The sequence below is a fragment of the Acidovorax sp. sic0104 genome (assembly GCF_019219095.1).
Taxonomy (GTDB): Bacteria; Pseudomonadota; Gammaproteobacteria; order Burkholderiales; family Burkholderiaceae_C; genus Acidovorax.
Genome location: NZ_JAHUWH010000017.1, coordinates 22,882 through 43,503, shown reverse-complemented (window position 1 = coordinate 43,503; position 20,622 = coordinate 22,882). Strand labels below are relative to the sequence as shown.

Here is a 20,622-nt window from a genome sequence, read left to right as displayed (position 1 = left end):
AGGTTCTGGCCGCAAGGTCAGGCGATGCAGGCAAGAAGGCTGGCGCCGAAGGGCGCCGGCCTTTTTTGTGCGCGATGAAGCCACATCAGTGTCGATCCTCCGGCGGCTCGACAATAATTGGTGCCGGAGGAATCAGCCGTGTCGTCTTCTTTTTCATCGGGTGCAGACTTTGAGCACATGTTCGAGCTGGCGCCCGTGTCGCTCTGGCTTGAAGACTACAGCGCGCTCAAGCAGATATTCGACCACTGGCGCGCCGACGGCGTGACCGACATCCGGGCCCATCTGGCCGCAGACCCTGCACGGGTGCGCCAGTGCAGCCGCTCGCTCAAGGTCCTGAAGGTCAACCAACGCACGCTGGAGCTGTTTGCCGCCGAAAGCCAGCAGGTTCTGGAGGCCAACCTGGACAAGGTCTTTCGCGACGACATGCACGACGCGGTGTCGCATGAGCTGGCACAGCTGTGGGCGGGGCACCAGGAATTCTCGAACCAGACCGTCAACTATGCCCTGGACGGACGCCGCTTGGATGTGAAGATCCGCGCCCGCATCTTGCCGGGCTACGAAGACAACTGGAGCCGCGTACTCGTCTCGCTGGAAGACACGACCCCCGAGGTGCACGGCGCTCGCCAACTGCGCCGCAGCGAACAATATGCGCGTGACCTGTTCGAGCATTCGCCCGTATCTCTGTGGGTGGAGGATTTCAGCGCTGTCAAAAGCCTGCTGGATGGCGCGCGTGCGCAGGGCATCACCGACTTCAAGACCTTCATCACGGTGCACCCGGAGTTCGTCTCGCGCTGCATGCAGGAGATTCGCGTCATCGACGTGAACCAGCAAACGCTGCGCATGTTCGGTGCGAGCAGCAAGGAGATGCTGCTCAACAACATCAGCCGGGTGTTCCGCGGCGAGATGCACGAGTCTTTCGCGGAGCAACTGCTGGACCTCTGGGAGGGCAAGACATTCCAGCAGCGTGAAGTGGTGAACTACGCGCTCTCGGGCGATGCCGTGCACATCCACATGCAGTTCTCGGTGCTGGCGGACCATCTGGCCGACTGGGGGCTCGTGCTGCTCTCGCTCGTGGACATCACGGCCCGCAAGAAAGCAGAGGCCTACCTCGAATACCTGGGCAAGCACGACGTGCTCACCCAGTTGCGCAACCGTGCGTTCTACGCCGAGGAGCTCAACCGCATCACCCGCAAAGGCCCGTGGCCGCTGTCGGTCATCGCCATCGACCTCAACGGCCTGAAGGTGGTGAACGACGAGCAGGGCCATGCGGCGGGCGACTCCATGCTGCGCCGCGTGGGCGAGGTGCTGGCCAAGGCGGTAGACCTGCCCGCCTGCGCAGCGCGCATCGGCGGCGACGAATTCACCGTGCTGCTGCCGGGCATGGACGAGCGCAGCGCCTACGCACTGCAGGAACGCATCCTGTCGATGGTGGACCTGAACAACCAGTTCTACCCGGGGCAGCCGCTCAGTCTGGCCATGGGGGTTGCATCGTGCCGTTCGGGCGATGCCGTGGAGGCCGCCATCCACCGCGCGGACCAGGCCATGTACGCCGAGAAGCTGCGCTATTACCAGGACAAGAGCGTGGACCGGCGCCAGCCGGGCAGGGACGGGCTCGGCCCGGCCGGTGCCCCGTAGCCGAGGGTCTGTGGCGAGCCCTGCATGCGGTGGCGGCTAGCCGGCAGCTGCCGTGCGGCCGATCTCGGGCCAGCGATGGTGCAGGTACATCCAGGCGCCAAGGCCTACGCACATCATCAGCAGCGAGGCCAGGGCCAGCAGCACCGTGGAGTGCATCACCAGCGGCACGATGACCCCGGCCACCAGCCCGTTGGCGGTGGACCCCACGAACGCCTGCATCGACGATGCCATCCCGCGCCGCTCCGGATGCAGGTCCAGCACCAGCAAGGTCACCACAGGCACCATCAAGGCCCAGCCGAATGAAAACACGGCGATGGGTGCCAGCGCCCAGGCCACGTGGACCGGAAACAGAAGATTGGCAGCGAGGTTCAGCACGGCCACCGTGAACATGATCACGAACCCGTGCCGGATCTGGCGCTTGGGTGCGATCTTGCCCGCCAGGCGCCCGCTGAGCCATGCCCCGCCCATGATCCCCGAGATGGTCAGCACGAAGAACCAGAAAAACTGGGTGGGAGGCAAGGCCAGGTGTTCGCCCAGGAAGGCCGGCGCTGCCAGCACATAGAGGAACATGCCGTTGAACGGCACGCCGCTGGCCAGGGCCAGCAGCACGAAGCGCGGGCTCGAGCCCAGTTGCCAATAGCCGCGCATCAGGTGCGGCACGTTGAAGGGCTGGCGCAGGTCGGCGTGCAGGGTTTCGGGCAGCAGCTTGAAGTTGGCGATCCACAGCGCGACGCCCACGAAGGTCAGAAACCAGAAGATGCTGTGCCAGCCCGTGTGCACGAACAGCCAGCCGCCGACGATGGGCGCGATAGCGGGCGCCACGCCGAAATAGATCGTGACCTGGCTCATCACCTGCTGCGCGCGCGCCGGCGGAAACATGTCGCGGATCACCGCGCGCGACACCACGATGCCGGCGCCGGTGGACAAGCCCTGCAGCGCCCGGAAGGCGATGAGCTGTCCGATGCTCTGCGACAGCGCGCAACCCGCCGAAGCGATGGTGAACATGGCAATCCCGCACAGCACCACCGGGCGCCGGCCGAAGCTGTCGGCCAAGGCGCCATGGAACAAATTCATGAATGCAAAGCCGAAGAGGTAGGCCGACAGGGTCTGCTGCATTTCCACCGGCGTGGCGCCCAGCGCGGAGGCGATGCCGGTGAAAGCGGGAATGTAGGTGTCGATGGAAAACGGCCCCAGCATGCCCAGGACGGCGAGCAGGGCCGCCAGGGCCCATTGGGGGGCGCGCCAGAGCGTGTGGGCGTTGGGATTCATGGGCAGGCAGGGCGGGTGGGTGGTGCCACGGCAAAGGCATGGTGCTTTGCGGGCAACGTGGATGCGCGTGCGGAATGCGCGATGTTAAGGCGTGCGGAGCGTCGGCGACCTGGCTTTTTGGCGGGGTGCTGGTTGTTCAGCGCGCCTTGCGCTTGTGAGGGTCGAGCTGGCCTGACGGAGAAAAGCGGTACCAGCCGTCCATCCACCCCTGGCCGAACAGGGAGAGCGTCTGTTCGTAGTAGGCAGTGGGCCTAATGGGGGTGGCAGCCAGCCGGCTGCGCTGTGCATCCAGGGCCGCAACGTCCCCTTGCGCCTGCAGGAATGGCAGCAGGGCTGCAGAAAACCCTGCAGGGCCGGCGCCGGAGGCTTGGCCCGTGAGTACATCGATGGATTCGGGTGGCTGGCCCTGCGCGCGCACGTGGTTGGCCATGGGCGCCAGCGCGACCAGCAGAGCTTTGCGGCCAGGCGCCCCGGGCGCCAGCATGCCGGCCCACAGGTAGACGCGGATGGCGTTGTAGCCGCCCTGGCCTTTTTCCTTGCCTTTCGCGTCAATGAGGAAGCCCTGCTGCGCGTCGTACAGTGTCCAGTCCGGAGAGAAACCTTTGGGTGCCGACCCCACGATGATTTTCTGGGAGCTTTGCGCCAACTGCTTCCAGCCGGCCTGCGGATAGAGCGTGGACAGCCGCTGCATGACCTGCAGCGGCATATAGCTGGGGTTGAGCTTCCAGCGGCTGTCGCCCTCGGCGAAGCCGCGCGGGCCGGGCAACAAGGTCAGGCCGAGCTGCGGGATGTCAGCCGTCTCTTCGGCAAGAATGCGCTGCGCCAGGCGCGCGCCCAGCGCCTGGTAGCGAGGTTCTTTCCACAGCCGCGCAGCCTCTCCCAGGATGTAGGCGATCCAGATGTCGGCGTCGGATGCAGCGTTGCTGTCGAGGACCCCCCAGCTGCCATCGGGCAGCTTGCCCCAAAGCCATGCGGGCAGCCGCGCACCCAGGTCGCCGCCGCACAAATTGTTCTGGGTCCAGCGCAGCAACGTATCGAAGCCCTTGCGGTCGTTGGCCACGAGTGCGAAGAAGAGCCCGTACGACTGGCCTTCGGAGTAGGTGCGCCCGCCTTCACCGTCGTCCGAGATCACGCGCCCTTCGCTGCTCACGAACTGCGCCTTGAAGGCGTCCCATTGTGGCCAGTGCCCACCGGGGGGCAGGGCGGATGCGGGGGCAACGGGGACGACGGCAGGCTGCTGCGAGCGAGCGGGCGACCACAATGCCGGCGTCAGCGCGCTGGCCCCGATCAGCAAAGCCTTTCGTCGGTGCAGCGGTGGTGGCATGGCGAAATCTCCTTGGGACATGGGCTCGGGGCATGGAGGCGGCACACCGCGCGGGCCGGATTGCGCGCGTGGCATTGTGGTGGTGGCGCGCTCCGCCACCGTCGGGATGGGGAGTGTGCGGCCTTGCGCGAGGTGCAGGTTGTAGGACGCCGGGCTATGGTACTGCGGCATCAGAATGAGAAAGCCGCCACAACCTCCGCCGTAGTGGCTTCGCAATCTGGTTGGGGGCTGAGTGAATTGAAAACTCGACCTGCGGGTTGGGAGGCCTTGTCCCCACTGCCTTGAAAGTCGCATGTGTGGTTGCTGCCGATATCACTTGCTGTTCAAGACGATTTGTTGACCCGCCAACTGCAGGCTTGGATTGGCAGGATTTTTATTGATGAAATCCTGGGCCTTTGACTGTATGAGTGCCCAAGATCCAGAGTTGCGCTGCTCGGGGGGAAGCGAATTCATGAAAGGTGATGTGGCAATCGCTACCAAAGCTCGGGGGTCTGTTTTTGAATCCAGAAGCTTGTCTACCATGAATTGCTCGGCGCTTGTTGATCCTGTACTTTTTGCCAAGTTTGCCCCTGCAAGAATCCATTGTTCATACCTGATGGCTTCAAACTGGCCATAAGCGTCTGCGGTACCGGAAAAAATTGGCTCGTTTGTTCTCAAGAATTTTTGAAGCTCTGTTGTTTCGTATTCCGAAAGAACCATCTTGTTGTCGCCATTTATATTGCTTGCAACAATATCTACTGCATATCTGTTATGGCTGGCTGCAATATCACGGATGATACCCTCGCGGACTTCCGGTGGTGCACCTGGAAAAACGTGCGCCAACTCTCCATAGTAGTCGTCAAATGACAAGACCTTTCGTTCGTAGGCATCTTTTAGATTTGCTAGGGTATTGTCGTCAAAGTATAGCCTGGAATGGCTCATCGCTATTGCTCGCGCCACGCTCGTATCAGCTTCGGATTTCAGCAGCCGTGTTAGTGTGTTCGATATTTTTCTTCTAAGATCCACGGACTTGGTTTTGAAATATGCCTCGTTCAATGTCCTTGCCAGTTGTTTCCTGTGTTCCAGAGTGCCTCCGGAGAATGACTTGTCGATCTCGAAAAGCATTGATTGAATTTCTGGTTCGCTCAATGCCCTGGCCCGAGATTCGATGGGCTGGGTTGGCATGGCCTGTGGATTTGTATCCCTGTTCGGAAGGGAATAGGCACCTATCCCGATCATGAGTAATATAAGTATGACAGCAAAGATGGGTGCCTTTTTCATCAAAATCCCCGGATTTTTTCCAAGATATTGGAAGGGAGAATTACGCCGCTTGTAAGGCTGCTAACCTTATCCCTCCAGCTCGAAGGCTGGTTGTATACATCGCGATACGGGAAAACTCCGCTTAGAAGGATGTCGGTGCTTGCACGGAACGCGTCATACACGAAGGTGTCGCAACGGTATTGCCCTCGGATAGCTGGTCGCCGCCAGCCTGGTGACGTGTAATCAGTCATCGATGGCTCAGCGTTGGTGTAGAAGGATGTCAGCGTATAGTCCGATCCAATCAAATAGACTTGAAATGCTCGTCTCACCACGGCTTGCTGTGCGGCAACTTGCTGCTGGTCTGGGCGATTTGAATTGATATCGCAGCTTGCAATCCAGCAGGACTTAATCGTATGGCCTGGGAAATTTGGATAGGCGGTATTCCATGTCACTGCATCCCGGGATTTGAAATTTTCCCAGGTGTTGGCGAAAACACGGTTCCCTGAGCCTTCGTTCAGCATCTCAATAATTTGAGAGCCGTCCCATATGCCTATGTGGCCCGTCCATCCAAGACCGGTTTGTGCAAGTTCTCGTCCAACAACATCGCCGGGCGCTCTTGGAGCTGCTGCATTGTTGGAGGAGCCGGGAAACTGCACTCTCACCGGGCCGCCTGGAAATGGCGCTGGATTGCCCGCTTGGTCGATTGTGTAAAGCGTGACGTTGTGGATTTTTCCATCCATGAATTCGGGCTTTTGCTCGATATTGAGGCTAAAGCCGTGGGCGCTATGCGGGCTTCCACATGCGGCTCCGACAGCCGCTTCTCGTGGAATGACGGCCCCTACGCCACCAAGGAATTTTCCATCGTCTCGCCAGGCATGTACAGGTACCTGATAACCAGGGGCCGCCAAATCACATGCCCAGCCGTTATATGTCCACGCCGATGCACTATCAATATACCCAGTTCCGGCAGCAAGCGCGCCGTGAGAACTAACCAAAACAGCTATCGCTAGCATGAATTTATTCATTTCACCTCCGATCAAAGGGAGGTTCAGTCTATCTTTGCACTTTGGGGTAATTTGAAACTGCTTGTTAGAGATGTATCATTTGAGGGATTATATGGGGAATGATCGGTATAAGATTTGATAGTTGCTTTTTGCAAGGCCGTCATTAATAAATGGCTTGATAATATTCTGCATAACCCGGGGAGTCGTGGTAGTGCGGATCGGGACAGGCCGCAAGGCGTCATTTTTGCGGCCAACAAAGCACGCAGCGGACTGCCCGAGTCCGCAGATGCGCACGGAGTGATGAGTCGTGCAGAGGATCCCTGCGCCCTGGCTACGGCCAACGCGCGGCGCGGGCGAAATCGAGGGCCTGCGGCGCACTGACCAGCGCTGCATCGACTCCGCTCGGAGCTGCGCGGAGACGTTTTGACAGGACAACGGGCATACTGCATGGCTCACGCTGATGCACCAGCCCGATCCGATGCGGGCGGGCCACATGCAGGACAAGCGCACCTTGGTGGCGCTGGAAAGAGGCGACTGGCATGGCGGGCTCTGGGGACCAGCGAGCAAGCGCCAGCGCCTGTCAAGCTGCCGCCGATAGAACTGGTTGTGCATGGTCGGTCCGAAAGACGCCAGCGGGCACCGCGGTCGGGTGGCTTGCGCGCGCTATTTATCTCACGCGCAAGAGGCGGTGGGGGCGGCGGGTACTGCGTATATGACGCGGCACATAAAACGTCGCATCTCCACGCCAAAGAAAAAAGCCGCTGCTATCGGTTTGATAGCTGCGGCTTCTCTGCCCGTAAGGGCTAAGTTTGGTGGGTCCTGAGTGACTCGAACACTCGACCTACGGATTAAGAGGCCCCCGGGCATTCAGGCCTCTATACCGCGCCGTTCCTAGCTTTCTGACTCTGTAGTGTCACATACTTTTCAATCAGGAGTCGGTGATTTATGTTTGGTAATCTACCGGTACAGTACTGTATATGTGAGGTTACAACTCTAGCCGCCGACTGTGCTCGGCCAGGAGCAGCCTGGGGTAGAAGATGAAAGCGGACGCTCAACTTTTGAGCTGAGCGGGCACCACCAGCAGAGCACCCGGGCCGCGAAGCGGATGATAGAAATGGACGCTTCGCGACCCGAGTGCTCTGTAGCTTTGGGGGAATTCGTCCGCGAACTGGGCCAAATTGAGCAATGTATAGCGCCCCCGCCACGAAGGACAGGAGCCGCAGAACAACTCAACTGTCAGTCGAGGGCTTTCGTTTTGCTGTGGGAGGCTTCTTCTTTGGCGGTGCCTCAGTGGTGATACGCCGGCCCCTCTTCGGCAAAACGTCCGCCGTAATCAGATCAGCTTTCACTCCGTCTTTCAGGCGAGCCAAGTGCGCGACCCTCTCCGCTTCATCCTCATTGGCTTCCCGCTTTGCGAGGCCATTGAAATTGCGTGACGGAATTTGTAAGAGCCCGTGCCGACTGCGCGCCGTGACATTAGCTACCATCTCTCGAATAGCTCCGTGCAGCATTTGATAGCCCGAAAAGCGCACCGCTCTAAATCGATCCGCCCCTGTGAGATCGTCGCCCATGTAGTTCAACAGCGCCATTGCTTCTACTTCAATCTCGTAGGGCATGAGTTCACCTGCTTTACTCTCCAGTTTGACACCATAGGTAACTGCGAAGTGACGCGGATCCTCTACTTCTGAGTCGGGGAAAGCAATTTTCGACCGGTGGTAAAGGTTGTATTTCTCAAAGTCGATCTGCAGCTGCGGAACATGGCTCTCCAAGGCGGATTTCGCCTTTTGGTTTGCCCTAATCTTTATCTCATGAAATTCCAGCCTGTCAAGGCCGAGTTCAGATGTCATGCTCTCTGCTCCAGAAAGGATGATTCACAAAATCCTAACCATTGGAAGTCGGGTAGTGTGTCCTCATTTGCTGCTTCAATATTAATGCCCTTGTAATATCGCAAATTGGTAGACGGGTGTCTGTCACTCGGACACCACTTATCCTCATTTCTGAAAAATTCGCTTTCAACTCTCGCCTTGATGTCCTCTTGCCAATTGCATTCGAGTGAAAAAATGATTCGCTCTTGCAGGGCGTCGGCAATCGCATAGATGTTGTCCAGCGTAAGATTTTGCCTGCCATTCAGCATCCGAGAAATATTTGCCGTAGAAACCTCAAGACGCTCGGCGATATCGGAAATTCTCAATCCCTTTTTAATCATGCAACCTTTAAGGTGATGCGCAAGCTCACTTCTACGAATGGAGCAGAACAAATCGGAATTTTCCTTGATTTCGTTCTTGATCTTAATGTTGAGTGTGGACTTGGTCATGATTTATCGGCCTTGCGTATGTTTGAGAAATTCTTTAACTTGATCTTCGCAGTAGGTCTTCACATTTTCTGGCGTGGTCTCATCTTTTTTATGAATCGCAAGAAGCAATACACATCGCTTTTTGCCGGCAAGCTCACCGCAGTAAATGTAGAGTCGCTCCTTTTTTCTGAGATTTTTCACTTCGTGGATTTTTATTTTTCTTCCCCCGTAATCAAAGGCATGAGCTTCTTTGAATTGCGTGGTAGTTGATTCGCTGTAGTATTCTCTAAAATTATCAATATTGGATGCTTCAAAAACGCCGTTGACGAGATCAAAGAAATTTTTCTTTTTGCCGACATCGTCTGAAATATCTGCAGTGATTGACTTAAAAAATTTTGACTTCGACAAATCCACATCGGTGCCCGCAGGCGTGCAGACATCCCACACCTTCCCATAGCTGCGTCCCGGGGTGAGAGCCCGTTCTGCGCCTTTCTGGGTATGGCTGTAGATAGCGTCAATGGTGACCTGCTTCAAGAGCATCATAGGCTGCAGGTTAACACAGATGTTAAATTCTGGCGTGAATCGCGGCCTTGTCCTACCGGGGAGTGACGTCTCGTAACAACGCGCAACGTGTTGCTGCAAACTCAGATGTGGAGCTGGTTGGGCTGCGCTAGAGCGTTCCATCGCGCCTTGATGTACTTCTCCGTGGTCGACTTGTCTGAATGCCCACAAAGCAGCTGAATCTGCTCAATTGGGGTGCCCGCAAGCCACATGCCCGTGCAGTGGCAAGACATCCCATGTCCTTTGGTGCCGAAGAATCACCTCGAAGAGCTGCGTCCCTTCTGCATCAAAAACGGCCCTTTGAACGAGAAGGGCAACGGCAAGGAATCCGTGTACCTTGCAGAGATCCCATTCGAGATGGGGTGCCTTGTTTTGAAGCTCACGGGATCCTCCGTGCGTGTGAAGCCCATGGGGCGCGGTGTGTATGAGCTGGTGAGCAAGTTCTTCCCTGCGGCCAAGGCCATCAATTACTCGGTCGAAGTCAAAACGATGCTGGTGCTGAAAGCCAAAAGCATCATCAGCAAAGGCCGGCTGGAGTTCGACAACGGCGCCGTTGGCATCGACCTGGCGCAAGCGTTCATGTCCATCAAACGCACCCTCACGGCCAGCGGTAGCCAGGCCACCTACACCGCCGGCCGCACCGAACAAACCGGACATGCGGACCTGGCCTGGGCTTGCATGCACGCCCTCGATAACGAGCCGCTGGAAGGCAGTTCCAGCGCCAACCAATCAATTATGGAGATTTTTGGATGACCGTCGCAGAAACCCCGGCCGATGGCGCCGCCGCCGTGGCCGCCGGCCCGGCCTCACGTTTCGAGGCCTTCACCTTCGGGGAGCCCACACCCGTAATGCAGGGCGAGATGCTGGACTACGTGGAAAGCTGGCTCAACGGCAAATGGTACGAGCCGCCTTTGAGCTGGGACGGCCTGGCCAAGTCTTTCCGCGCGAGCCCTCACCACGCGAGCGCGCTTTACGTGAAGCGCAATGTGCTGGCCAGCACCTTCATTCCGCACAAGCTGCTGGACCGCGCGACCTTCAGCAAGTTCGCGTTGGACTTCCTCACGTTCGGCAATGCTTATCTGGAAATGCCCCGCAACCGGCTGGGCGGCTCGATGCAGTTGCGGCACTCGCTGTCCAAGTTCATGCGGCGCGGCGCCGAGCTGGACCGCTATTTCTTCATCCAGGGCTACCGGCAGGAGCACGAATTCCGCCGCGGGGCGGTGTTCCACCTGATGGAGCCAGACGTGAATCAGGAGGTGTACGGCCTGCCCGAGTACCTGGCAGCGCTGCAGTCGGCGTGGCTCAACGAGTCCGCAACCCTGTTCCGCCGCAAGTACTACAACAACGGCTCCCACGCCGGTTTCATCTTGTACCTGTCAGATGCCCACCCTCACGGATGCGTTCCAGTCGGGCGGCTTGGTCTGGCGTGGTCTGGTGCCATGGGACAAAACCGAAGCCTCGCGCGCACCACACAAGGGCTACTTCCGTCACCAGGCGGAATACGTGGTGTGGGGGTCGAATGGTCCCCTGGCGCCGGCCGTCCATGGCGGCCCGTGGCCGGGCGTGGTGCGCGAACGGGTAGACCACCGCAAAAAATTCCACATGACTGGCAAGCCCGTGGACCTGATGCGCCAGCTGTGCCAGGCAGTGCCCCCAGGCGGGATCATCTTGGACCCGTTCATGGGGTCTGGCTCCACTGGGGTAGCGGCGCTCGAGCTGGGCTATCAGTTCATCGGAATTGAACAGGACGGGCACTACTTCGACATTGCCGCCCAGCGGCTCGCGGATGCCGAGGCGCCACACACCGCAGCGTAGATATCCCGCGACATGACCAGGCCACCCACGAGGTGGCCTTTTTTACGCCCGTGCAGCGCACCGCCCTCCAGCGTCTCCCCACCCCTTGGCCGAACCTGCTGCGCCCCTTCACGGCCCTGACCGCACGCCGCAGAGGGCAGGGTGGGCGCCCGGCCGCTCTCGGACCCCACCCAGGGGCGGCGGCGCGCAGTCGAGACCCCGCCGCGCCTACCCTCTTGATAGGCCGTTTCTGCCGACCCTGCCGACCCCGGGCAGCGCAAGGCCCGGTGCGGGCTCGCGCCCGGTTTTGGTGCGGTTCCACATGACGGGATTTGACGGCTTTTATCGCTGGCCGGGAGAACCGGTCGGGCGGTGAGTGCTGTATATTTATACAGTATCAAGGACGGCAATGGACTTACCAGGCATCACCCCATCCTCCTGCGCCTCGGTGGGAAGCGCGGCGCACAAAGAGAACCGGCGGGCGCATGGGCTCCAATCATGCGTCGTTCAACTGCGCTTTGCCGGTGTATTCCTGCCGGCCCCGTTGCTTCGCACTCGGCCCGTGCTGGCCGGGCTGCTGGTCAGCACCTCATACGACAGGGTTTGGCGCTCGGACTTGTGCGACCAAGCCGGCGACCGGTATCTGTTGTTGGGTCTGGCCAGCCCGCGCATTGCGAAGAAGCGCAACGCGCAAACCTTTGTGTTGTCCGGATTGCAATGGGACGAGGGCTATCTGCAGCGTTGGCCCCAGTCGTGGCTGTGCGCCCCCTCGGCCGAAGTCGCGCAACTGGTGCTGAATGACCTTTCGTCCTGGCTCATGAAACGCTATCGAGAGGGCGGCGGGCAGCTGCATGTCTCATAGCGAACGGCCCCGGCATAGGGTGCCGCCGAACTACTGGATATGAGATGCATCACATAAAACATCACATATCCGCGCCAAAGAAAAAAGCCGCTGCTATCGGTTTGATAGCTGCGGCTTCTCTGCCCGTGAGGGCTAAGTTTGGTGGGTCCTGAGTGACTCGAACACTCGACCTACGGATTAAGAGTCCGCTGCTCTACCAACTGAGCTAAGAACCCAAACTTTTGTAAATCTGTCTGCATTGCTGCAGAGCCTCGAATTATGCACTAATTTTTCGGCACTGCGCAAGTCGGGGCGTGAAATTTATTGCTGCGCGTTGCGGCTGGCAAGCTCGATGAAGAGGCCGCTGTGGTCCAGCTCTCCCAGGCCGTGTTCCACGCCTTCGGCGTAGAGCTGCTCGAACAAGGCCGTGATGGGCGCATCGAAGCCGATCTCTCCGGCGGTGGCCAGCGCATTGCGCATGTCCTTGAGCTGCACTGCCATGCGGCCGCGGGGCGCGAAATCTCGCTCGACCATGCGTTGGCCGTGCAACTGCAGGATGCGGCTGTCGGCAAAGCCGCCGCTGATGGCTTCGCGCACCTTGGCCATGTCGGCCCCGCCCTTGGCGGCGAACAGCAGCGCTTCTGCCACGGCGCCGATGGTGATGCCCACGATCATCTGGTTGGCCAGCTTGGTCAATTGACCGGCGCCGTGCGGGCCCACATGGGTTGCTCGGCCCAGTGCGGCAAACATGGGCTGGGCCCTCGCGAAGTCTTCATGGCGGCCGCCCACCAGGATGGCGAGCGTGCCGTTCTCGGCCCCCACGGTGCCACCGGAGACTGGGGCGTCCAGATGCGAGACACCCAGTTCGTCCAACCGGGCCGCATGGTCGCGCGCCTCGCGGGGCTGGATCGACGCCATGTCGATGAAGAGCGCTCCCTTGCGCATGGCGGCAGCGGTCCCACTGGCGAAAAGCACGTGCCCGACCACGGGGCCGTTCTCGAGCAAGCTGACCACGATGTCGGCATGCTGCACTGCGCTGGAGGGGGTGTCGTGCACGGTGATGCCGAACGCCGCCAGCGGCTCTGCCTTGGCGCGGGTTCGGTTCCACGCGTGGATCTGGTGCCCTGCTTCGCGCAGGCGGCGCGCCATCGGGCGGCCCATCATGCCAATGCCGAGGACTGCGATGCGAAGCGGTGGGGGAGGCGTCATGGCGTGTCCGTTGTGTGGATTGTCTCGTCGGACATCATGTTCCTTTTTGGTGCATATCCCTGTCACGGAGCTTGCAGCCCAGCGCGATTGGCCAGATGATTCTGCAGCGAAGGAGACAACACCATGAGCCTGCCCCTGAACGACCCCGCGTGGCTGGAGCGCATGTACAACAACCGCGCCCTGGTTCCTGACCACATGGACTACCTGCAGCGCTGGGCCCGGGTATCTGCCGAGGTGCGTGCCAGCCAGCCCTGTGTGCTCGATGTGGCCTACGGAACCGGGGCCCGCGAGACGCTGGACATCTTCCCGTCAGCCCGAGCGGCGTCCGGTGGTGTCCCGGTGCTGGTCTTCATCCATGGCGGCTATTGGCGTGCGCTCGACAAGTCCGACCATTCCTTCGTTGCGCCACCGTTCACGCAGGCGGGCTTTTGCGTGGTGGTGGTCAACTACGCGCTGTGCCCCGGCACGCCCGATGCACCCGTCACCATCCCGCACATCGTGCGCCAGATGGAAAAGGCGCTGGCCTGGGTGGCGCGCAACATCGAGGGCCATGGCGGCGATCCGCGGCGCATCACGGTGGCCGGGCATTCCGCGGGCGGGCATCTGGCGGCCATGCTGCTGACCAGCGTGTGGCCATTGATCGGCTCGGGCTTGCCCGACGGCCTGGTGCGCAATGCGCTGTCGATCTCGGGCGTGCATGACCTGGAGCCGCTCCAGCACACGCCCTTCCTGCAGGAGACCCTGCGCCTGACCGACCAGCACGTGCTGCAGGACAGCCCGGCGCGCCTGCTGGCGCCCGAGCATGGCATCCTCTACTGCGTGGCGGGCGGGGACGAGAGCGATGAGTTCCGCCGCCAGAACGGCCTGGTGCAGCAGGCCTGGGGCGAGCACTCGGTGCCGCGCTGCCAGGTGCTGCCGGGGCTGCACCACTTCAGCATCCTCGACACCCTGGCGCAGCCCGGCAAGGACCTGCACCACATGGCGCAGAACCTTCTGCGGATGTAGCGGGAGCGGGCCGCAGGGGTATGGAGACGCGTGGCGTGCGCCGCTACATCAGCAGGTGCTCGCCCGCGTTGTCGCCGCCCAGGATCACGTAATTCACCTTGCGGATGTCCATCAGCTTCTTGCCACCCGCGTAGCTGATGGAGCTTTGCACGTCCTGCTCCATTTCGATGAGCGTGTTGGCGAGCTTGCCCTTGACGGGCTCCAGGATGCGCTTGCCTTCGACGTGCTTGTACTCGCCCTTGTTGAAGTCGCTGGCCGAGCCGTAGTACTCCTTGAACAGCGCGCCATCCACCTCGACGGTCTGGCCGGGCGATTCCTCGTGGCCCGCGAACAGCGAGCCGATCATCACCATGCTCGCGCCAAAGCGGATGCTCTTGGCGATGTCGCCATGGCTGCGGATACCACCGTCGGCAATGATGGGCTTGGTGGCCACGCGGGCGCACCACTTGAGCGCCGACAGCTGCCAGCCGCCCGTGCCAAAGCCGGTCTTGAGCTTGGTGATGCACACCTTGCCCGGCCCCACGCCGACCTTGGTCGCGTCTGCGCCCCAGTTTTCCAGGTCGATCACCGCTTCGGGCGTGGCCACGTTGCCGGCAATCACGAAGGCGCCGGGCAGGTGCTGCTTGAGGTAGCCGATCATGTTCTTCACGCTGTCGGCATGGCCATGGGCAATGTCGATGGTGATGTATTCGGGCGTGAGGCCCAGGGCCACCAGCTGGTCCACGGTGTCGTAGTCAGGCTGCTTCACGCCCAGCGAGATGGAGGCGTAGCAACCCTGCGCATGCATGTCCTTCACGAACTGGACATTGTCCAGGTCGAAGCGGTGCATCACGTAGAAGTAGCCGTTTTTCGCCATCCAGGTGCAGATCTTTTCGTCCACCACTGTCTTCATGTTGGACGGCACCACCGGCAGCCGGAACGAGCGCCCGCCCAGCTCCACGCCGGCGTCGCATTCCGAGCGGCTTTCGACGCGGCACTTGCGCGGCAGCAGCAGGACGTTGTCGTAATCGAAGATTTCCATGAGATTCCAAGCTCCATCAAAGGACGCAGCAAAACGATTTCTGCTGCGGTGGGCGCTTGGCCTGGCCCCGGCTTGGTTTGTGGGCGGGGCCGTGGTGGCCGCTCCGAACCCCGCACTGCGCGGGCACAAAAAACCGGGCGTCAAGAAACTTGGGCCCGGTGATTGATTCTACCCGCCTGTCTGGCAGACCCTATAACGATGGGGGTATGACCGGTATGGGCTTTGGCCCGAGCGCTCGCAGGGCATGCGTGACGGCTTCAGCGGCAGGCGGATTGTGCAGCCGCCACCACGCGCCCTTGCGTGTCCTGCACCCAGCCCACCATGCGCAGGCGCTCGGGCCTGGAGCCTTCGGGGATGCGCATGGGGCGAATCTCCTTCCAGCCGAACAGCTCTCTTTTTGATAGCTGATTGCGCTGGTCCCACGTGCCCTGGAGCATGTTTCGCACGAGATTTCTCGGCACGGCGGTGCCGTCGGTGCCAGCAGGGACGGATTCCACCAGCAGAAGATAGAAGCTCCATGGCCCCTCCGCTGCGCTGCGCTGCGCGGTGCCGCGCGGCGGACTGAGCGAAATCGCCGTGCCCAGGTAGTCGTTGAACGGCTGGCCGTGCGCCACGCGCAGCATGCCGGGCGCGGGGGCGTCCGTGGTGGTGGCGGCGTACACATCGGTGCGGGTGGGCACGGGCCTGCGCAGTGCCTGCAAGCGCGCGAGTGCGTCGTTCGTGGCCGCTGCCGACAGCGGGGCGTCTTCTCCCGCCGCGCCGGGCACGATCCAGTCGAGCACCACGGTGCCTGACTGCGCAGACGGCGCTGGCGTGGCCTGATCACCCCAGCATGCCTCGCAGTCGGCACTGATGAAGCGTTCGAGCACTGCCGCCGGGCGCGCCTGGCGATCGCTGCTGCAGGTGGCCTGGGCGTGCGCCTGCGCGGCGCCAAAAAGGGCCAGCAGCAAGCCGGCAGATGCAGGAACAATGTTTTTCATGGTCGGGGGTGAGGCGCCGGGGGCGCTTTCTACAATGGGCACATGTTCCCACAAGACCCGTTTTCGACTGCCCCGGACTCTCTGGTGCCCCCCCAGGCCGGCACGCCAGCCACCATGCCGCCTCTGCTTCAGAACCTCAACGACGAGCAACTGGCCGCCGTCACGCTGCCGGCGGGCCACGCACTCATCCTGGCGGGAGCGGGGTCCGGCAAGACGCGCGTGCTCACCACCCGCATCGCCTGGCTGCTGCAAAACGGCTACGCCACGCCCGGCGGCATCCTGGCCGTGACCTTCACCAACAAGGCCGCCAAGGAGATGGTGGCACGCCTGTCCGCCATGCTGCCGGTGAACGTGCGCGGCATGTGGATCGGAACCTTCCACGGCCTGTGCAACCGCCTGCTGCGCGCGCACCACAAGGCTGCGGGCCTGCCGCAGTCCTTCCAGATCCTCGACACGCAAGACCAACTCTCTGCCATCAAGCGCTTGTGCAAGCAGTACAACGTGGACGAGGAGCGGTTTCCGCCCAAGCAGCTGTCGTACTTCATCGCCAGCTGCAAGGAAGAGGGCATGCGCCCCGGCGACGTGCCCACGCACGACAGCGACAGCCGCAAGAAGGTCGAGGTCTACCAGCTGTACGAAGAGCAATGCCAGCGAGAAGGCGTGGTCGACTTCGGCGAGCTGATGCTGCGCAGCTACGAGCTGCTGCGCGACAACGAACCCATCCGCGAGCACTACCAGCGCCGCTTCGCGCACATCCTGGTGGACGAGTTCCAGGACACCAACAAGCTGCAGTACGCCTGGCTCAAGCAACTGGCGGGCAATGAGGTGGGCGGGCGCTTCGAGGCGCGCGGCAGCGTGATCGCCGTCGGCGACGATGACCAGAGCATCTACGCCTTTCGCGGTGCGCGCGTGGGCAACATGGCCGACTTTGTGCGCGAGTTCGACGTGCAGCGGCAGATCAAGCTGGAGCAGAACTACCGCAGCTACAGCAACATCCTCGACTCGGCCAACCACCTCATCAGCCACAACAGCAAGCGCCTGGGCAAGAACCTGCGCACCACGCAGGGCCCGGGCGAGCCTGTGCGGGTGTACGAGGCCAGCACCGACCTGGCCGAGGCGCAGTGGATGGTCGATGAGATCAAGCAACTGGTGCGCAGCGATGGCTTCGAGCGCAAGGAGATCGCCGTGCTCTACCGCAGCAATGCCCAAAGCCGGGTGATCGAATCGGCGCTGTTCAACGCCAGCGTGCCCTACCGCGTGTACGGCGGCCTGCGGTTTTTCGAGCGCGCCGAAATCAAGCACGCGCTGGCCTACCTGCGCCTGCTGGAGAACCAGCACGACGACACCAGCTTCCTGCGCGTGGTCAACTTCCCGCCGCGCGGCATCGGTGCGCGCAGCATCGAGGTGCTGCAGGACGCCGCCAAGACCGCCGGCTGCTCGCTGCACGATGCCGTGAGCGCCGTGCCCGGCAAGGCGGGGGCCAACCTGGGCGCGTTCGTCGCCATGGTGGATGTGCTGCGCGAGCAGACCCAGGGCCTGAACCTGCGCGGCATCATCGAGCAGATGCTGCAATCCTCGGGCCTGGTGGAGCACTACCGCACCGAAAAGGAAGGCGCCGACCGCATCGAGAACCTGGAAGAGCTCGTGAACGCGGCCGAGAGCTTCGTCACGCAGGAGGGCTTTGGCCGCGACGCAGTGGCCCTGCCGCTCGATGAGCACGGCAGCGCGCTCACGCAGAGCGCGGTCAGCCAGGGCCTGGACCCCAATGCACCCGTGCTGGACGAGGCCCTGCAGCAGCAGCCCACGCCCGGCATCGTCGACGCAGACACCGGCGAGACGCTGTCGCCGCTGGCCGCCTTCCTGACCCACGCCGCGCTGGAAGCCGGCGACAACCAGGCCCAGGCGGGGCAGGACGCGGTGCAACTGATGACCGTGCATGCCAGCAAGGGCCTGGAGTTCGACGGGGTGTTCATCGGCGGCATGGAAGAGGGCCTCTTCCCGCACGAGAACTCCGCCAACGAGCGCGACGGGCTGGAAGAAGAGCGCCGCCTGATGTACGTGGCCATCACCCGCGCCCGCAAGCGCCTGTACCTGAGCCATTCACAGACGCGCATGCTGCACGGCCAGACGCGCTACAACATCAAGAGCCGCTTCTTCGACGAACTGCCTGAAGCTGCCCTCAAGTGGATCACGCCCAAGCAGCAGGGCTTCGGTACGTATGCTCCTAATTCAGGAGCTGGTAGTGCTTATGGGGCGGGCGGTAGAGGCACTTTCGGCTTCAAATCAGAGACCTTTGCAAGCCCCCCGGTGCCCGTGCAGAAGGCCGCACCGTCGCACGGGCTGCGGGCGGGCATTGCGGTGTTCCACACCAAGTTCGGCGAAGGCAAGGTTCTGGCCATCGAAGGCGCGGGCGACGATGCGCGCGCGCAGGTCAGCTTTCCGCGCCACGGCACCAAGTGGCTGGCGCTGTCGGTGGCCAAGCTCACGGTGGTGGACTGATTGGACGACGCACCCGCGCTCAGGGCCCCCGTGCTGGTGGTGCTGGCGGGCCTGCCCGGCGTGGGCAAGAGCACCATCGCCCGCGCGCTGCTAGCGCGGTGGCCGGCGGTCTACCTGCGCATCGACACCATCGAGCAGGCGCTGCGGGACAGCGATGCCCTGCAAGGTGGCGATGTGGGACCGGCGGGTTACATGGTGGCCTACGCCCTGGCAGGAGCCCAGTTGGCGCTGGGCTTGCCCGTGCTGGTGGACTGCGTGAACCCGCTGCCTGTCACCCGCAAGGCCTGGCACGGCGTGGCGCACGATGCACAGGCGCGGTGCCTGGATGTGGAAGTGGTCTGCTCGGATGTGCCGGAGCATCGAAGGCGCGTAGAGCAAAGGACGAGCGACGTGCCGGGCCATGTGCCGCCTGCCTGGGCGGCGGTATGCCAGCACGCCTATGCACCGTGGCCCGCAGCGGCCGGCCTGCTGGCGATAGACAGTGCCCGCTGTAGCGCCGAGGCCGCGGCAACGCTCATCCTTTCGAGGGTTGCCGCGCCATAGGCATCTCCGGCCCGGCGCGGCCGTGAGCAGTGGCAGCGCTGGCCCTGCGCGGGAGCCTCATCACGCGGGCAGGCAGCGCGCCGTGGTGTCCGGCAGGGCGAGCTTTTCCGCGTACAAGCCGTTGCGCTCGGGCGATATCAGCGCACCCAGGCCCAGCATGACTGGGACCTCGGCGCCCGCTTGCAGGTCGCGGTAGCACTTGCCCAGCATCTCCAGCGTGTTGTTCAACGCCGCAGCCTGGGGCGCGGATGTTTTCTTGAGCGCCTCTGCCTGCTGCTTGAGCCAGGTCTCGTAGGCCAACACGCTGGCCTCGGGCAGCTTGGTGCGCTCTGCCTCCGGAATCATGCTGGCGTACAACGCCTGCAGGCTTTGTGCTCCCGATTGCCCCATCACCAGCACCGCGTCGTAGCGCGCCTCGTACGCACCCTGGCGATAGATCACATGGTGGATCTGAAAGCGCAGCTTGCCTTTGTCTCCCCCCAGGGTGCGGATCAGCTCCCGCGCAGCCGCACTGTTGCGGTCGCTCGCAAACTGCGTTTCCAGGGCCGCGGAAATCTGTGCGTCGCTGGGGTAGGCGACAGGCGGAGGTGCCGAAGGCGAGCAGCCCGCCATCAACAGTGCGGCGGCCACGAATGCAATACGAGGCATGGTATTTGATTTCATATTTATGACAATAATCCGAGGCATTAACAATTATTTTCCTTGGAGAACAGATTTCAAGATGTTGGTTTGAGATTCATAGTTATACGAAGTGTGAAGACTTGTTAGTTTTTTGGATCTTGAAACTGGTTTCATTGGGCCGCCGCGCATGTCGGTGCACACGGATGTTCTTCGTAAGTCCTTGTCCTACAAAACGAAATGCCATGCGCCCTGCGAGGGTGCTGCAGTGCGTGAGGGGCTGCGCGCAGGGGCTCTTTTCTCTTGGTATTTGAGCGGCAACATTTATTTACTGTCGCGGCAAACGTGCTCATCAAGAATCCGCTGGCAGGCCGCAAAGGGGCTGCTCATCGATTATTTCCAATTTCACAAGGATTATTGATATGCGCAAAATTGCCATTACCGCCGCTGCTGCACTCACCCTCACGTGCGGCGCAGCCTTTGCCCAGAGCGGCAACGTCACCATTCCCGGCCTGTTCTCGGGCAAGGGGTCGGCGGGATCGGAAGTGACCAACAGCCGGATCATGGTGACCAACAACAAGGCGACCAACGTCATCGCCGGTGGCGGCAAGGCTGGCATCAAGGTGGGCGAGATCTCCATGGAAGGCGTGGCCAACGTCAACAGCATCAACATCACGGGCTCCAAGATCCGCAATTCGGACATCACCGTGAGCGGCAACGAGGCCACCGACATCAAGGCCATCGGCGGCACGGCCAACGTCAACAGCGTCAACATCAATTGAGCCCA

At 61.6% G+C, this 20,622-nt stretch carries 18 protein-coding genes, 1 tRNA gene and 2 pseudogenes; 9 read left to right on the top strand and 12 right to left on the bottom strand.

Annotation, left to right across the window (positions count from 1 at the left end; translation table 11 throughout):
• The first annotated feature begins 138 nt into the window (after positions 1-138).
• On the top strand, positions 139-1,635 hold the full coding sequence (locus KW835_RS21840) for a diguanylate cyclase domain-containing protein (RefSeq protein ID WP_218386342.1): 1,497 nt from the start codon (positions 139-141) through the stop codon (positions 1,633-1,635).
• Between the two features lie 36 nt (positions 1,636-1,671).
• On the opposite strand, the gene KW835_RS21835 is transcribed toward KW835_RS21840, so the two are convergent.
• The 7 genes from KW835_RS21835 to KW835_RS21805 form a co-directional block, all read right to left on the bottom strand.
• Positions 1,672-2,904 carry a multidrug effflux MFS transporter gene (locus KW835_RS21835; protein ID WP_218386337.1) on the bottom strand — a complete coding sequence of 411 codons (1,233 nt, stop codon included), beginning with the start codon at positions 2,902-2,904 and terminating at the stop codon, positions 1,672-1,674.
• A gap of 136 nt (positions 2,905-3,040) precedes the next feature.
• A complete protein-coding gene (gene bcsZ, locus KW835_RS21830; protein ID WP_218386336.1) occupies positions 3,041-4,228 on the bottom strand; it encodes a cellulose synthase complex periplasmic endoglucanase BcsZ in 1,188 nt (395 codons plus the stop codon).
• Between the two features lie 312 nt (positions 4,229-4,540).
• Positions 4,541-5,488, bottom strand: a complete 948-nt coding sequence (locus KW835_RS21825; protein WP_218386334.1) for a hypothetical protein — start codon at positions 5,486-5,488, stop codon at positions 4,541-4,543.
• Positions 5,488-6,492 carry a hypothetical protein gene (locus KW835_RS21820; protein WP_218386333.1) on the bottom strand — a complete coding sequence of 335 codons (1,005 nt, stop codon included), beginning with the start codon at positions 6,490-6,492 and terminating at the stop codon, positions 5,488-5,490. Before KW835_RS21820 ends, KW835_RS21825 begins: the two co-directional genes overlap by 1 nt.
• A 1,208-nt stretch (positions 6,493-7,700) precedes the next feature.
• Positions 7,701-8,318 (bottom strand): hypothetical protein, encoded by a 618-nt coding sequence (locus tag KW835_RS21815; RefSeq protein ID WP_218386332.1) that lies wholly within the window; start codon positions 8,316-8,318, stop codon positions 7,701-7,703.
• On the bottom strand, positions 8,315-8,785 hold the full coding sequence (locus tag KW835_RS21810; protein ID WP_218386330.1) for a helix-turn-helix domain-containing protein: 471 nt from the start codon (positions 8,783-8,785) through the stop codon (positions 8,315-8,317). Before KW835_RS21810 ends, KW835_RS21815 begins: the two co-directional genes overlap by 4 nt.
• Positions 8,786-8,788: 3 nt before the next feature.
• Positions 8,789-9,307, bottom strand: a complete 519-nt coding sequence (locus tag KW835_RS21805) for a hypothetical protein (RefSeq protein WP_218386328.1) — start codon at positions 9,305-9,307, stop codon at positions 8,789-8,791.
• 369 nt (positions 9,308-9,676) lie between these two features.
• Here KW835_RS21805 and KW835_RS21800 point away from each other — a divergent pair.
• The 4 genes and pseudogenes from KW835_RS21800 to KW835_RS21790 all read left to right on the top strand — a co-directional run.
• A pseudogene (locus KW835_RS21800) lies at positions 9,677-10,078 on the top strand (hypothetical protein); the annotation flags it as partial.
• A pseudogene (locus tag KW835_RS27185) lies at positions 10,075-10,710 on the top strand (phage portal protein); the annotation flags it as partial. The pseudogenes KW835_RS21800 and KW835_RS27185, both read left to right, overlap by 4 nt.
• Positions 10,706-11,140 (top strand): site-specific DNA-methyltransferase, encoded by a 435-nt coding sequence (locus KW835_RS27180; RefSeq protein ID WP_218386326.1) that lies wholly within the window; start codon positions 10,706-10,708, stop codon positions 11,138-11,140. The pseudogene KW835_RS27185 and the gene KW835_RS27180, both read left to right, overlap by 5 nt.
• Positions 11,141-11,528: 388 nt before the next feature.
• A complete protein-coding gene (locus KW835_RS21790) occupies positions 11,529-11,981 on the top strand; it encodes a hypothetical protein (protein ID WP_218386324.1) in 453 nt (150 codons plus the stop codon).
• Between the two features lie 139 nt (positions 11,982-12,120).
• Here KW835_RS21790 and KW835_RS21785 read toward each other — a convergent pair.
• Together KW835_RS21785 and KW835_RS21780 are read right to left on the bottom strand one after the other, a co-directional pair.
• Positions 12,121-12,196: transfer RNA gene (locus tag KW835_RS21785), tRNA-Lys, on the bottom strand.
• Between the two features lie 85 nt (positions 12,197-12,281).
• On the bottom strand, positions 12,282-13,169 hold the full coding sequence (locus KW835_RS21780; RefSeq protein WP_218386322.1) for an NAD(P)-dependent oxidoreductase: 888 nt from the start codon (positions 13,167-13,169) through the stop codon (positions 12,282-12,284).
• A 123-nt stretch (positions 13,170-13,292) separates the two neighbouring features.
• Here KW835_RS21780 and KW835_RS21775 point away from each other — a divergent pair, with 123 nt between their 5' ends.
• Positions 13,293-14,174 carry an alpha/beta hydrolase gene (locus KW835_RS21775; protein WP_218386320.1) on the top strand — a complete coding sequence of 294 codons (882 nt, stop codon included), beginning with the start codon at positions 13,293-13,295 and terminating at the stop codon, positions 14,172-14,174.
• Between the two features lie 43 nt (positions 14,175-14,217).
• On the opposite strand, the gene KW835_RS21770 is transcribed toward KW835_RS21775, so the two are convergent.
• Positions 14,218-15,195 carry a GMP reductase gene (locus tag KW835_RS21770; protein WP_218386318.1) on the bottom strand — a complete coding sequence of 326 codons (978 nt, stop codon included), beginning with the start codon at positions 15,193-15,195 and terminating at the stop codon, positions 14,218-14,220.
• Between the two features lie 257 nt (positions 15,196-15,452).
• Positions 15,453-16,175: a hypothetical protein gene (locus KW835_RS21765; protein ID WP_218386316.1), complete on the bottom strand. Its 723-nt coding sequence runs from the start codon at positions 16,173-16,175 to the stop codon at positions 15,453-15,455.
• A gap of 42 nt (positions 16,176-16,217) precedes the next feature.
• On the opposite strand from KW835_RS21765, the gene KW835_RS21760 reads away from it, so the two are divergent.
• Positions 16,218-18,674: a UvrD-helicase domain-containing protein gene (locus tag KW835_RS21760; protein WP_218386314.1), complete on the top strand. Its 2,457-nt coding sequence runs from the start codon at positions 16,218-16,220 to the stop codon at positions 18,672-18,674.
• Positions 18,675-19,217 (top strand): AAA family ATPase, encoded by a 543-nt coding sequence (locus KW835_RS21755; RefSeq protein ID WP_255593798.1) that lies wholly within the window; start codon positions 18,675-18,677, stop codon positions 19,215-19,217.
• A gap of 60 nt (positions 19,218-19,277) precedes the next feature.
• Here the strand turns inward: KW835_RS21755 and KW835_RS21750 are convergent, their stop codons facing one another.
• Positions 19,278-19,865, bottom strand: a complete 588-nt coding sequence (locus KW835_RS21750) for a hypothetical protein (protein ID WP_255593797.1) — start codon at positions 19,863-19,865, stop codon at positions 19,278-19,280.
• A gap of 392 nt (positions 19,866-20,257) precedes the next feature.
• Here KW835_RS21750 and KW835_RS21745 point away from each other — a divergent pair, with 392 nt between their 5' ends.
• The gene (locus tag KW835_RS21745; RefSeq protein ID WP_218386312.1) at positions 20,258-20,617 is read left to right on the top strand and encodes a hypothetical protein; all 360 of its coding nucleotides are present in this window, start codon (positions 20,258-20,260) and stop codon (positions 20,615-20,617) included.
• Positions 20,618-20,622: the final 5 nt, after the last annotated feature.